Origin of the sequence: Pseudomonas sp. MD330_10, from assembly GCF_042610415.1 — a bacterium.
GTDB lineage: Bacteria > Pseudomonadota > Gammaproteobacteria > Pseudomonadales > Pseudomonadaceae > Aquipseudomonas > Aquipseudomonas rhodesiae.
Genome location: NZ_JBHGZU010000008.1, coordinates 109,370 through 123,329, shown reverse-complemented (window position 1 = coordinate 123,329; position 13,960 = coordinate 109,370). Strand labels below are relative to the sequence as shown.

The window sequence follows — 13,960 nt, the reverse complement described above, 5'->3', positions numbered from 1 at the left end:
GCATGAACAGCACGCTTATCCAGACAGACCGTTTCACTTTGAGTGAAACCGAGCGCTCGGCCATCGAGCACGAGCTGCATCACTACGAAGACCCGCGCGCGGCGTCGATCGAAGCCTTGAAGATCGTCCAGAAGGAACGTGGCTGGGTACCGGACGGTGCCCTCTACGCCATCGGCGAGATCCTCGGCATTCCCGCCAGCGACGTTGAAGGCGTGGCCACGTTCTACAGCCAGATCTTCCGTCAGCCGGTCGGCCGCCACATCATTCGCGTGTGCGACAGCATGGTCTGCTACATCGGCGGTCACGAATCCGTGGTCAGCGAAATCCAGAACAAGCTGGGCATCGGCCTCGGCCAGACCACCCCGGACGGCCGCTTCACGCTGCTGCCGGTGTGCTGCCTGGGCAACTGCGACAAGGCGCCGGCGTTGATGATCGACGACGACACATTCGGTGACGTGCAGCCTGCTGGCGTGACCCAATTGCTCGAGGGCTACCCATGACCCTGACTTCTTTCGGCCCGGCCAACCGCATCCAGCGGTCGCCCGAAACTCACCCATTGACCTGGCGCCTGCGTGACGATGCCGAACCGGTATGGTTTGACGAGTACCAGGCCAAGAACGGTTACGCCGCAGCGCGCAAGGCCTTCGCCGACATGGCCCAGGACGATATCGTCCAGACCGTGAAAGACGCTGGCCTCAAAGGCCGCGGCGGTGCAGGCTTCCCCACGGGCGTCAAATGGGGCCTGATGCCCAAGGACGAATCCATCAACATCCGCTACCTCTTGTGCAACGCGGATGAAATGGAGCCGAACACCTGGAAAGACCGCATGCTGATGGAGCAACTGCCCCATCTGCTGATCGAAGGCATGCTGATCAGTGCCCGCGCACTGAAGACCTACCGTGGCTACATCTTCCTGCGCGGCGAATACACTACCGCCGCCAAGCACCTCAACCGTGCCGTGGAAGAAGCCAAGGCCGCCGGCCTGCTGGGCAAGAATATCCTCGGTTCGGGTTTTGACTTCGAACTGTTCGTGCACACCGGCGCCGGGCGTTATATCTGCGGTGAAGAAACCGCGTTGATCAACTCCCTCGAAGGCCGTCGCGCCAACCCGCGCTCCAAGCCGCCCTTCCCTGCCGCCGTGGGCGTGTGGGGCAAGCCGACCTGCGTGAACAACGTCGAGACCCTGTGCAACGTGCCGGCGATCATCGCCGACGGCGTGGACTGGTACAAATCCCTGGCCCGCGAAGGCAGCGAAGACATGGGCACCAAGCTCATGGGCTTCTCCGGCAAGGTCAAGAATCCTGGCCTGTGGGAGCTGCCCTTCGGCGTGACTGCCCGCGAGCTGTTCGAAGACTACGCCGGCGGCATGCGCGACGGCTACACCTTGAAAGCCTGGCAGCCAGGCGGTGCCGGTACCGGTTTCCTGCTGCCCGAACACCTCGACGCCCAAATGTATGCCGGCGGCATCGGCAAGGTGGGCACCCGCATGGGTACGGGCCTGGCGATGGCGGTGGACAACACCGTCAACATGGTCTCGTTGCTGCGCAACATGGAGCAGTTCTTCGCCCGTGAATCCTGCGGCTTCTGCACCCCATGCCGCGATGGCCTGCCGTGGAGCGTCAAGCTGCTGATGGCCCTGGAAAAAGGCGAAGGCCGCGAGGGTGATATCGAGACCCTGCTGGGTCTGGTCGGCTTCCTCGGCCCAGGCAAGACCTTCTGTGCTCACGCACCGGGCGCCGTGGAGCCATTGGGCAGCGCAATCAAATACTTCCGCTCTGAATTCGAGGCCGGCATCGCGCCAACCCGCGCAGGCGATCTCAATCAGGTGGTATCACCGACCATGGTCGGTGCGTAACGCTTAAACAGGCGAAGGGTCCGTGCCCTTCGCCTTGTCATGTGCTGACGCCTTTAAGGCTGTGTAGATGCACATGAATAACAAGATTCCATTAGCCACGCCCGCTGACAACGGGCCAACGAAGAACTTTGAACCATGGCCACTATCCACGTAGACGGCAAAGCGCTCGAAGTCGATGGGGCGGACAACCTGTTACAGGCGTGTCTGTCACTAGGCCTCGACATCCCTTATTTCTGCTGGCACCCCGCGCTTGGTAGCGTCGGTGCCTGTCGCCAGTGTGCGGTCAAGCAATACACCGACGAGAACGACACCCGTGGTCGTATCGTCATGTCCTGCATGACCCCAGCCACCGACAACACCTGGATCTCCATCGACGATGAAGAATCCAAGGCGTTCCGCGCCAGTGTCGTCGAGTGGCTGATGACCAACCACCCTCACGACTGCCCGGTCTGTGAGGAAGGCGGTCACTGCCACCTGCAGGACATGACGGTGATGACCGGCCACAACGAGCGCCGCTATCGCTTCACCAAGCGTACCCACCAGAACCAGGACCTCGGCCCGTTCATCTCCCACGAGATGAACCGCTGCATCGCCTGCTACCGCTGCGTGCGCTTCTATAAAGACTACGCCGGCGGCACCGACCTTGGCGTATTCGGCGCCCACGACAACGTGTACTTCGGTCGCGTCGAAGACGGCGTGCTCGAAAGCGAGTTCTCCGGCAACCTCACCGAGGTCTGCCCGACCGGTGTGTTCACCGACAAGACTCACTCCGAGCGTTACAACCGTAAGTGGGACATGCAATTCGCCCCGAGCATCTGCCATGGCTGCTCCAGCGGTTGCAACATCTCCCCGGGCGAACGTTACGGCGAACTGCGTCGCATCGAAAACCGCTTCAACGGTTCGGTCAACCAGTACTTCCTGTGCGACCGTGGCCGTTTCGGCTATGGCTATGTCAACCGCGAAGACCGCCCACGCCAGCCACTGTTGGCCGGCGGCGCGAAGCTGAGCACCGACGAAGCCTTGGATAAAGCCGCCGATCTGCTGCGCGGCCGCACGATTGTCGGCATCGGCTCGCCACGCGCCAGCCTCGAAAGCAACTATGCGTTGCGCGAACTGGTCGGCGCCGAGCACTTCTACAGCGGTATCGAAGCCGGTGAGTTGGAGCGTATCCGCCTGGTCCTGCAGGTGCTGAACGACAGCCCGCTGCCGGTGCCGAACATGCGCGACATCGAAGACCACGACGCCATCTTCGTGCTCGGCGAAGACCTGACCCAGACCGCCGCGCGTATCGCGCTGTCGCTGCGTCAGTCGGTCAAAGGCAAAGCTGAAGAGATGGCCGACGCCATGCGCGTACAGCCTTGGCTCGACGCCGCCGTGAAAAACATCGGCCAGCACGCGCTGAACCCACTGTTTATCGCTAGCCTGGCGGAAACCAAGCTCGACGATATCGCAGAAGAATGCGTGCACGCTGCCCCCGACGACCTGGCCCGCCTCGGTTTCGCCGTGGCTCATGCCCTGGACGCGAGCGCCCCTGCCGTCGACGGCCTGGACACCGAAGCCGTCGAATTGGCCCAACGCATCGCCGACGCGCTGCTGGCCGCCAAACGTCCGCTGATCATCGCCGGCACCTCGCTGGGTTCCAAGGCGCTGATCGAGGCCGCCGCCAACATCGCCAAGGCCTTGAAACTGCGCGACAAGAACGGCTCCATCAGCCTGGTGGTACCGGAAGCCAACAGCCTCGGCCTGGCCATGCTTGGTGGCGAATCCGTGGATGCCGCGCTACAAACGGTGATCGACGGCAACGCCGACGCCATCGTGGTGCTGGAAAACGATCTGTATACCCGCACCGACGCGGCCAAGGTGGACGCCGCCTTGAACGCCGCCAAGGTGCTGATCGTCGCCGACCACCAGAAGACTGCCACCAGCGACCGTGCCGACCTGGTACTGCCAGCCGCCACCTTCGCCGAAGGCGACGGTACCCTGGTCAGTCAGGAAGGCCGTGCGCAGCGCTTCTTCCAGGTGTTCGATCCGAAGTACATGGACGCCAGCATCCTGATTCATGAAGGCTGGCGCTGGCTGCATGCCCTGCGCTCCACCCTGCTGAATCGGCCAATCGACTGGACCCAGCTCGACCACGTCACCGCCGCCACTGCCGCGAGCGCGCCGCAACTGGCACGTATCGTCGACGCCGCGCCGTCCGCTGCATTCCGCATCAAGGGTCTGAAACTGGCCCGTGAGCCGCTGCGTTATTCCGGTCGTACCGCCATGCGCGCCGATATCAGCGTGCATGAACCACGTACGCCGCAAGATAACGACACCGCGTTCGCCTTCTCCATGGAAGGTTATTCGGGTTCGGCCGAACCGCGTCAGCAAGTGCCGTTCGCCTGGTCGCCAGGTTGGAACTCACCACAGGCGTGGAACAAGTTCCAGGACGAAGTCGGTGGCCACATCCGCGCCGGCGACCCAGGCACTCGCCTGATCGAAACCCAGGGCGATTCGCTGAACTGGTTCGCGGCGGTCCCGCGTCCTTTCAACCCGGCCCCGGGCACCTGGCAGGTCGTGCCGTTCTTCCACCTGTTCGGCAGCGAGGAGAACTCTTCCAAGGCCGCACCGGTTCAGGAGCGCATCCCCGCCGCCTACGTGTCCATGGCCAAGTCCGAAGCCGACCGCCTGGGTGTCAACGACGGTGCCCTGCTGAGCTTGAACGTTGCCGGCCAGACCCTGCGTCTGCCGCTGCGTATCAACGAAGAGCTGAGTGCCGGCCTGGTTGCACTGCCTAAAGGCCTCGCCGGCATCCCGCCGGCGATCTTCGGCAAAACCGTTGACGGTCTGCAGGAGGCAGCGCAATGACCTGGTTCACCCCTGAAGTGATCGACGTGATCATCTCGGTCGTCAAGGCCATCGTGATCCTGTTGGCCGTGGTCGTGGCGGGCGCCCTGCTCAGCTTCGTCGAACGTCGCCTGCTGGGCTGGTGGCAGGACCGTTACGGCCCGAACCGCGTTGGCCCATTCGGCATGTTCCAGATCGCCGCCGACATGTTGAAGATGTTCTTCAAGGAAGACTGGACCCCACCGTTTGCCGACAAGGTGATCTTCACCCTGGCACCGGTCGTGGCCATGAGCGCCTTGCTGATCGCCTTCGCGATCATCCCGATCACCCCGACCTGGGGCGTGGCGGACCTGAACATCGGCTTGCTGTTCTTCTTTGCCATGGCCGGTCTGTCGGTCTACGCGGTGCTGTTCGCCGGCTGGTCGAGCAACAACAAGTTCGCCCTGCTGGGTAGCTTGCGGGCCTCGGCCCAGACCGTGTCCTACGAAGTGTTCATGGGCCTGGCGCTGATGGGCATCGTGGTGCAGGTCGGCTCGTTCAACATGCGCGACATCGTCGAGTACCAGGCGCAGAACCTGTGGTTCATCATTCCGCAGTTCTTCGGCTTCTGTACCTTCTTCATCGCTGGCGTGGCCGTGACGCACCGTCACCCGTTCGACCAGCCGGAAGCGGAACAGGAACTGGCCGACGGTTACCACATTGAATACGCCGGCATGAAGTGGGGCATGTTCTTCGTCGGTGAGTACATCGGCATCATCTTGATCTCGGCCCTGTTGGTCACGCTGTTCTTCGGCGGCTGGCACGGTCCGTTCGGCATCCTGCCGCAGCTGGCGTTCTTCTGGTTCTTCCTGAAGACCGCGTTCTTTATCATGCTGTTTATCCTGCTGCGCGCTTCCATTCCGCGTCCACGGTATGACCAGGTGATGGATTTCAGCTGGCGCTTCTGCCTGCCGCTGACCCTGATCAATTTGCTGGTGACTGCTGCCGTTGTGTTGTTGAACACGCCAGCGGGCGCGGTTCAGTGAGGATTTGACCCATGTTCAAATATATTGGCGACATCGTTAAGGGTACCGGTACCCAGTTGCGAAGCCTGGTGATGGTTTTCGGCCATGGCTTCCGCAAACGCGACACCCTGCAATACCCGGAAGAAGCGGTGTACCTGCCGCCGCGCTATCGCGGCCGCATCGTACTGACCCGCGACCCCGATGGCGAAGAGCGTTGCGTTGCCTGCAACCTGTGCGCCGTGGCGTGCCCGGTGGGTTGCATCTCCCTGCAGAAAGCTGAAACCGAAGACGGTCGCTGGTACCCGGACTTCTTCCGCATCAACTTCTCGCGCTGCATCTTCTGCGGCCTGTGCGAGGAAGCTTGCCCGACCACCGCGATCCAGCTCACACCGGATTTCGAGATGGCCGAGTTCAAACGTCAGGACCTGGTGTACGAGAAAGAAGATCTGCTGATCTCTGGTCCCGGTAAAAACCCTGATTACAACTTCTATCGTGTTGCAGGTATGGCCGTTGCCGGTAAGCCAAAAGGCGCCGCACAAAACGAAGCCGAGCCGATCAACGTGAAGAGCTTGCTGCCTTAAGGAAGAAAGATGGAATTCGCTTTCTATTTCGCATCGGGTATCGCGGTTGTGTCCACGCTTCGCGTGATCACCAACACCAACCCCGTGCACGCCCTGCTCTACCTGATCATTTCCCTGATCGCCGTGGCCATGACCTTTTTCAGCCTCGGCGCACCGTTCGCCGGTGTACTGGAAGTGATCGCCTACGCCGGCGCCATCATGGTGCTGTTCGTGTTTGTGGTGATGATGCTCAACCTGGGGCCGGCTTCGGTCGCCCAGGAACGCGTCTGGCTCAAGCCCGGCATCTGGCTCGGCCCGGTTGTCCTCGCGGCTCTGCTGCTGGGTGAACTGCTGTATGTACTGTTCGCTCACCAGAGCGGCCAGGCCATCGGCCACACCACTGTGGATGCAAAAGCCGTGGGCATCAGCCTGTTCGGCCCGTACCTGCTGGTGGTCGAACTGGCGTCGATGCTGCTGCTCGCCGCAGCCGTCACCGCCTTCCACTTGGGCCGCAACGAAGCCAAGGAGCAATGACGATGCCTGCTATCCCTTTGGAGCATGGTCTGGCGGTCGCCGGCATCCTGTTCTGCCTTGGCCTGGTCGGCCTGATGGTTCGCCGTAACATTCTGTTCGTGTTGATGAGCCTGGAAATCATGATGAACGCCGCAGCACTGGCCTTCATCGTTGCGGGTGCACGTTGGGGCCAGCCGGATGGACAAGTCATGTTCATCCTGGTGATCAGCCTGGCAGCGGCCGAGGCCAGTATTGGCCTGGCGATCCTGCTGCAGCTGTATCGTCGCTTCCACACGCTTGATATCGACGCTGCCAGTGAGATGCGCGGATGAACATGATCTTTCTGACTTTCCTGTTTCCCCTGATCGGGTTCCTGCTGCTGTCGTTCTCTCGCGGGCGCTGGTCGGAAAACCTTTCGGCCTTGATCGGCGTGGGGTCCATTGGCCTGTCGGCGATCGTCGCCGCCTACGTCATCTGGCAATTCAACGTGGCGCCGCCGGAAGGCGGTCACTACACCCTGGTGCTGTGGCAGTGGATGTCGGTGGAGGGCTTCAAGCCCAACTTCGCCCTCTACATCGATGGCCTGTCGATCACCATGCTTGGCGTGGTGGTGGGCGTGGGTTTCCTGATCCACCTGTTCGCGTCCTGGTACATGCGCGGTGAAGCGGGCTACTCGCGCTTCTTCTCGTACACCAACCTGTTTATCGCCAGCATGCTGTTCCTGGTGCTCGGCGATAACCTGTTGTTCCTGTACTTCGGCTGGGAAGGCGTGGGCCTGTGCTCGTACCTGTTGATCGGTTTCTACTACAGCAACCGCAACAACGGTAACGCCGCACTTAAAGCGTTTATCGTCACCCGTATCGGCGACGTGTTCATGGCCATCGGCCTGTTCATCCTGTTCCAACAGGCGGGCACGCTGAACATCCAGGAACTGCTGGTACTGGCGCCGCAGAAATTCCAGGTCGGTGACTTCTGGATCACCCTGGCGACCCTGATGCTGCTGGGCGGCGCCGTGGGTAAATCCGCGCAACTGCCCCTGCAGACCTGGCTGGCGGACGCGATGGCCGGTCCTACCCCGGTGTCGGCCCTGATCCACGCCGCAACCATGGTGACCGCGGGTGTCTACCTGATCGCCCGTACCCATGGCCTGTTCACCCTGGCGCCGGAGATCCTGCACCTGGTGGGCCTGGTCGGCGGCGTGACCCTGGTACTGGCCGGCTTCGCCGCGCTGGTGCAGACCGACATCAAGCGTATCCTCGCCTACTCGACCATGAGCCAGATCGGCTACATGTTCCTGGCCCTGGGCGTCGGCGCCTGGGACGCGGCGATCTTCCACCTGATGACCCACGCCTTCTTCAAGGCCCTGCTGTTCCTCGCTTCCGGTGCGGTAATCGTCGCCTGCCACCACGAGCAGAACATCTTCAAAATGGGCGGCCTGTGGAAGAAACTGCCATTGGCCTACGCCAGCTTCATCGTCGGTGGTGCCGCCCTGGCCGCCCTGCCGCTGGTGACCGCAGGTTTCTACTCCAAGGACGAAATCCTCTGGGAAGCCTTTGCCAGCGGTAACCAGAACCTGCTGTACGCAGGCCTGGTCGGTGCCTTCATGACCTCGCTCTACACCTTCCGCCTGATCTTCATCACCTTCCATGGTGAAGCCAAGACCGAAGCGCACGCAGGCCATGGCATCTCCCACTGGCTGCCACTGTCGGTGCTGATCATCCTGTCGACCTTCATCGGCGCCATGATCACCCCGCCACTGGCCGGTGTACTGCCGGAAAGCGTCGGCCATGCCGGCGGCGACGCCAAGCACAGCCTGGAAATCGCCTCGGGCGCCATTGCCATTGCCGGTATCCTGCTGGCAGCCCTGCTGTTCCTCGGCAAGCGCCGCTTCGTGACCGCCGTGGCCAACAGTGGCATCGGCCGTTTCCTGTCGGCCTGGTGGTTCGCTGCCTGGGGCTTCGACTGGATCTACGACAAACTGTTCGTCAAGCCGTACCTGGCCATCAGCCATGTGCTGCGTAAAGACCCGCTCGACCAGACCATTGGTTTGATCCCGCGCGCAGCCAAAGGCGGTCACACCGCCCTGAGCCGCAGCGAGACCGGCCAATTGCGTTGGTATGCGGCTTCCATGGCGGCTGGCGCCGTGCTGGTGATCGGCGCCATCGTAGTGGTAGCGGTCTGATATGAACTTTGCGAACTTGCGAAAGGAAACGAGCCCGTCATGATTCTGCCCTGGCTAATCCTGATCCCCTTTATCGGCGGCCTGCTCTGCTGGATGGGTGAACGCTTCGGCGCCACCCTCCCCCGCTGGATTGCGTTGCTGACCATGTCCCTGGAACTCGCGCTCGGCCTCTGGCTGTGGGCCCATGGCGACTATTCATTTGCTCCGGCACCGGGTGTCGATCCCACCTTCGCGCTTGAATTCAAGCACGTGTGGATCCAGCGCTTCGGCATCAATGTGCACCTGGCCCTCGACGGCCTGTCGCTGTTGATGATCCTGCTGACCGGCCTGCTGGGTATCCTCTCGGTACTCTGCTCCTGGAAAGAAATCCAGCGTCACGTGGGCTTCTTCCACCTGAACCTGATGTGGATCCTGGGCGGTGTGGTCGGCGTGTTCCTCGCCCTCGACCTGTTCATGTTCTTCTTCTTCTGGGAAATGATGCTGGTGCCGATGTACTTCCTCATCGCGCTCTGGGGTCACAGTTCTTCGGACGGCAAGAAAACCCGGATCTACGCGGCGACCAAGTTCTTCATCTTCACTCAGGCTTCCGGCTTGATCATGTTGGTGGCGATCCTGGGTCTGGTGCTGGTCAATTTCAACAACACCGGCGTGATTACCTTCAACTACGCCGACCTGTTGAAGACCAAGATGTCCCTGACCACCGAGTACGTGCTGATGCTGGGCTTCTTTATCGCCTTCGCGGTGAAGCTGCCGGTGGTGCCGTTCCACTCCTGGTTGCCGGACGCTCACGCCCAGGCACCGACCGCCGGTTCCGTGGACCTGGCCGGTATCCTGTTGAAGACCGCGGCGTATGGTCTGCTGCGGTTCGCCCTGCCACTGTTCCCGAATGCTTCGGCCGAATTTGCGCCGATCGCCATGACCCTCGGTCTGATCGGGATTTTCTACGGTGCGTTCCTGGCCTTCGCGCAAACCGACATCAAGCGTCTGATTGCCTTCTCGTCCGTTTCCCACATGGGCTTCGTACTGATCGGCATCTATTCCGGCAGCCAACTGGCGCTGCAAGGTGCAGTGATCCAGATGCTGGCTCACGGCGTTTCGGCCGCGGCCCTGTTTATCCTCAGTGGTCAGCTGTACGAGCGTCTGCACACCCGTGACATGCGCGAGATGGGTGGCGTGTGGTCGCGCATTGCCTACCTGCCGGCGATCAGCCTGTTCTTCGCCGCCGCGTCCCTGGGCCTGCCGGGCACCGGCAACTTCATCGGCGAATTCCTGATCCTGATGGGCGCGTTCGTACAAACGCCTTGGATCAGCGCCATCGCCACCTCCGGCCTGGTGTTCGGTTCGGTCTACTCGCTGATCATGATCCACCGCGCTTACTTCGGCCCCGCCAAGTCCGACACTGTCCTCAAAGGGATGGATGCGCGCGAACTGATCATGGTGCTCGGTCTTGCGGTATTGCTGATCTACATCGGCGTGTACCCGCAACCGTTCCTGGACACTTCTGCCGCAACGATGCATGGCGTGCAGCAGTGGTTCGGCACCGCCTTCTCTCAACTCGCTTCGGCCCGGTAAGAGCGCTATGGAATTCACGATCCAACACTTTATCGCGCTTGCGCCGCTGCTGATCACCAGCCTCACCATCGTGGTGGTGATGCTGGCGATCGCCTGGCGCCGCAATCACTCGCAAACGTTCCTGCTGTCCTGTGCCGGGTTGAACCTGGCCCTGCTGTCGATCATTCCGGCCCTTAAGGTCGCGCCGTTGGCGGTCACCCCGCTGATGATGATCGATGACTTCGCACTGCTGTACATCGCGTTGATCCTGGTGGCCACCCTGGCGTGCGTCACCCTCGCCCACGCCTACCTCGGCGAAGGCGGCACCGGCTACCCGGGCAACCGCGAAGAGCTGTACCTGCTGATCCTGCTGGCTGCGGCCGGCGGTATCGTGCTGGTCAGCGCCCAGCACCTGGCAGGCCTGTTCATCGGCTTGGAACTGCTGTCGATCCCGACGTATGGCCTGGTGGCCTATGCCTTCTTCAACAAGCGTTCTTTGGAAGCCGGCATCAAGTACATGGTGCTGTCGGCCGCCGGTTCCGCGTTCCTGTTGTTCGGTATGGCCTTGCTCTACGCCGAAGCCGGCAGCCTGAGCTTCACCGGTATCGGTCATGCCTTGGCCGCCACCAACATGCCTGCACCGATCGCCCAACTGGGCCTGGCGATGATGCTGATCGGCCTGGCCTTCAAACTGTCGCTGGTGCCGTTCCACCTGTGGACCCCGGACGTGTACGAAGGCGCCCCGGCGCCGGTGGCTGCGTTCCTGGCGACCGCGTCGAAAGTGGCAGTGTTTGCGGTGATGGTGCGTCTGTTCCAGATCTCCCCCGCTGCCAACACCGGCGTGCTGAGCAACGTACTGACCGTGATCGCCATTGCGTCGATCCTGTTCGGTAACCTGCTGGCGCTGACTCAAAACAACCTCAAGCGTCTGCTGGGTTACTCGTCTATCGCCCACTTCGGCTACCTGCTGATCGCCCTGGTGGCGAGCAAAGGCCTGGCCGTGGAAGCCATCGGTGTGTATCTGGTCACCTACGTGATCACCAGCCTTGGCGCATTCGGCGTGATTACTCTGATGTCGTCCCCTTACAAGGGCCGTGACGCCGACGCTCTGTACGAATACCGTGGCCTGTTCTGGCGCCGTCCGTACCTGACCGCTGTGCTGACCGTGATGATGCTGTCCCTGGCCGGTATCCCGCTGACCGCAGGCTTTATCGGCAAGTTCTACATCATCGCTACCGGTGTCGAAGCCCATGAGTGGTGGCTGGTTGCCTCGCTGATTCTGGGCAGCGCCATCGGCGTGTTCTACTACCTGCGCGTGATGGTCACCCTGTACCTGATCGAGCCGAACCTGCGTCGTGTGGATGCCGAGCTGCATTGGGAACAGAAAGCCGGCGGCGTGATGCTGCTGGCCATCGCCCTGCTCGCCTTCTTCCTCGGCGTCTACCCACAGCCGTTGCTCACCTTGGTGCAGCACGCGGTGCTGGGTGTTTGATCGCTTAGCGGGAAGTGAGTAAACAAAAACGGCGCCTTCGGGCGCCGTTTTTGCATTGTGGGGATTGGGTTGGAGATTTGCAGTGGAATGCCAAGCTGGGTTTAGCAGTGCCTTTGGTGGGGCTGCTACGCAGCCCGGCGCGGGGCAAGCTCAGTCACCACAAAAGCCCCTCTTATCCAATCAGTCAGCTCACTACAAACGGGTTAGAACGCGATACCGACCTTGAACCCATACTCGTCACGCTTGAGTTTGGTGTTGTCGGCCACGGGGGAGTCTTCATCCAGTTTGTATTCGGTGCGGGTGTAGTACAGGCCAGCCATCACAGGCAGGTTGCCTTTCTGGTTCATCAGCAGGCTGACTTCCGCGTACGGGTTGGTGCGGTCCTTGAGATCGACGGAATCGCTGCCCAGGCCGTCAACCTTGACTTTGACGCGGCCGTCGAGGGTGTGACGAGCGCCGGCTTCAACTCGCAGGGTCATGTCATCGAACTGGTGGTTGTAGCCCAGTGCCGCCTTGGCAAATGGCGATTTGGCGGTCAGCTCAAGGTCATTGCCGTTGGACTCTGGCTCGTAGCGGGTCCAGCTGTAACCACCGCCCACGATCACATCGACAAAGTTGCGCGCATCCAGCGCGGCACGCCAGCCCAGGTCCAGATCGGCCTGGCCTTCCTTGAGTTTGTTGTCGCTCTTCTCGCCGTATTTAGCTTCGATGCCGGCTTGGTAGATAAAACCGGACTCAGCGGTAAGCTTGTTGCCGAAGTTGTAGAACAGGCCCGCTTCGGGCATGTGGTCCTTGTCGCTCTGGCTGCCGCCTTCGAGTTTGAAATCGTTGTAGCTGCCCTGCAGCCCGAAGATGGAAATCGGGTCGGTGGACGGCGCTGCGAACACCATCGCCGGCGCGGTGGCCAGCGCAAGCAGCGAGGCGTTTTTGAGGAATGATCCGAATAGTTTGGACATCGTTTTACATCTCCTTGTCAGGTGGACAAATTATTCAGGAACCGCTTCGAACCTCCGCGCGCGCAAAAGGTTCGAAAAAATTCACCTGATTTTGGAGGTAAAACGGTTCAGCGAACGCTCTAGATCAAGGCTCTTGGCGGCCTGCGCGAATCAAGTCATCCAATGCGTCGTTCAAACGTGGGTGCTTAGGCACCTGAATGCCGAACGTGTCGCGTAGCAATGCCAGCAGTTCATCGCTGTGTTGCAACGTACGCTTGGCGCTGGGCCTGTCCAGATAGTGAATTGCGTAATGCGCGTTATTCAACGTGTGCCGCTCCCCAACGGCCAGCCGCGCGACTTTGAGCTGCCCCAGAAAGGGCGAGCCAGGGTGGGTCGAGACGTACCAGTTGCCGATTTCGTAATCGATGTCGGCCTGCACTTGCAGGTCGAACACGTATAAGCCGCGCCATTCCCCGGCCACTTCGGCCCACAGCGTATAGCTGCTCTCCTGCGCATCGAATGTCAGGCGATAAGGCTCATGCGCCGTGGCCTGCGCCGCCTGGGTATCGAGTTGCAACGGGCTGCTCGGCACCATGCCACCAAAGCCCACGTCGGTGATGTAGCGCACTCCGTCCAGGTTCACCAGGCTCAGACGATGGGTACGCGCCGTACGCGCATCCGGCGGGCCGCCCATGACAACCCGGCCGGTGATGCCGCGCGCGTCGAAGCCTAATTCCTGCAATAGCATCAGAAACATCTGGTTCAACTCGTAGCAGTAGCCGCCGCGCCCCTCGAACAATACTTTGTGCTCGACGCTCGGCAGATCGATCGGTACCGGCTGGTGCAGCAGGGTCGACAGGCTCTCAAAGGCAAAGGTGCAAACATGGCGCAATTGCAGGTCTTGCAGAGTTTGCAGGGTGGGCGGTGGCGGAGTGTCGTAGCCCAGGCGTTGCAGGTAGCGCTGGCAATGGGTGAGACGGGGCATGGCACGGTCCTTGAGCACGGGCGAAGGCGTCACTATGCCGCGCCCGCGTGCAGA

12 protein-coding genes are annotated in these 13,960 nt (G+C 61.4%); 10 read left to right on the top strand and 2 right to left on the bottom strand.

Going from position 1 to position 13,960, the window contains the following annotated elements:
* Positions 1–2 precede the first annotated feature (2 nt).
* From nuoE to nuoN, 10 genes are all read left to right on the top strand, one after another.
* Positions 3–500 carry an NADH-quinone oxidoreductase subunit NuoE gene (gene nuoE / locus ACFZPT_RS15170; protein ID WP_003174721.1) on the top strand — a complete coding sequence of 166 codons (498 nt, stop codon included), beginning with the start codon at positions 3–5 and terminating at the stop codon, positions 498–500.
* Positions 497–1,855 (top strand): NADH-quinone oxidoreductase subunit NuoF, encoded by a 1,359-nt coding sequence (nuoF, locus tag ACFZPT_RS15165; protein ID WP_034098702.1) that lies wholly within the window; start codon positions 497–499, stop codon positions 1,853–1,855. The genes nuoE and nuoF overlap by 4 nt, the downstream gene beginning before the upstream one ends.
* Before the next feature lie 135 nt (positions 1,856–1,990).
* Positions 1,991–4,705 (top strand): NADH-quinone oxidoreductase subunit NuoG, encoded by a 2,715-nt coding sequence (gene nuoG, locus ACFZPT_RS15160; protein WP_034114187.1) that lies wholly within the window; start codon positions 1,991–1,993, stop codon positions 4,703–4,705.
* A complete protein-coding gene (gene nuoH, locus ACFZPT_RS15155) occupies positions 4,702–5,709 on the top strand; it encodes an NADH-quinone oxidoreductase subunit NuoH (protein ID WP_017137518.1) in 1,008 nt (335 codons plus the stop codon). The genes nuoG and nuoH overlap by 4 nt, the downstream gene beginning before the upstream one ends.
* Positions 5,710–5,720: 11 nt before the next feature.
* The gene (gene nuoI / locus ACFZPT_RS15150; RefSeq protein ID WP_003174725.1) at positions 5,721–6,269 is read left to right on the top strand and encodes an NADH-quinone oxidoreductase subunit NuoI; all 549 of its coding nucleotides are present in this window, start codon (positions 5,721–5,723) and stop codon (positions 6,267–6,269) included.
* A gap of 9 nt (positions 6,270–6,278) precedes the next feature.
* Complete coding sequence (gene nuoJ / locus ACFZPT_RS15145) at positions 6,279–6,782, top strand: NADH-quinone oxidoreductase subunit J (protein WP_016974048.1); 504 nt, start codon at positions 6,279–6,281, stop codon at positions 6,780–6,782.
* A 2-nt stretch (positions 6,783–6,784) separates the two neighbouring features.
* Positions 6,785–7,093 carry an NADH-quinone oxidoreductase subunit NuoK gene (gene nuoK / locus ACFZPT_RS15140; RefSeq protein WP_003174727.1) on the top strand — a complete coding sequence of 103 codons (309 nt, stop codon included), beginning with the start codon at positions 6,785–6,787 and terminating at the stop codon, positions 7,091–7,093.
* Entirely contained in the window at positions 7,090–8,943 is a 1,854-nt protein-coding gene (gene nuoL / locus ACFZPT_RS15135; protein ID WP_034114188.1) for an NADH-quinone oxidoreductase subunit L, read from the top strand. The genes nuoK and nuoL overlap by 4 nt, the downstream gene beginning before the upstream one ends.
* A 39-nt stretch (positions 8,944–8,982) precedes the next feature.
* Entirely contained in the window at positions 8,983–10,515 is a 1,533-nt protein-coding gene (gene nuoM / locus ACFZPT_RS15130) for an NADH-quinone oxidoreductase subunit M (protein ID WP_034098707.1), read from the top strand.
* A gap of 7 nt (positions 10,516–10,522) precedes the next feature.
* Entirely contained in the window at positions 10,523–11,986 is a 1,464-nt protein-coding gene (gene nuoN, locus ACFZPT_RS15125) for an NADH-quinone oxidoreductase subunit NuoN (RefSeq protein WP_034098709.1), read from the top strand.
* A gap of 203 nt (positions 11,987–12,189) precedes the next feature.
* On the opposite strand, the gene ACFZPT_RS15120 is transcribed toward nuoN, so the two are convergent.
* On the bottom strand, positions 12,190–12,942 hold the full coding sequence (locus ACFZPT_RS15120; RefSeq protein ID WP_034114189.1) for an outer membrane beta-barrel protein: 753 nt from the start codon (positions 12,940–12,942) through the stop codon (positions 12,190–12,192).
* 124 nt (positions 12,943–13,066) lie between these two features.
* Positions 13,067–13,906 (bottom strand): arylamine N-acetyltransferase, encoded by an 840-nt coding sequence (locus ACFZPT_RS15115; RefSeq protein WP_034114190.1) that lies wholly within the window; start codon positions 13,904–13,906, stop codon positions 13,067–13,069.
* Between the last annotated feature and the right edge of the window lie 54 nt (positions 13,907–13,960).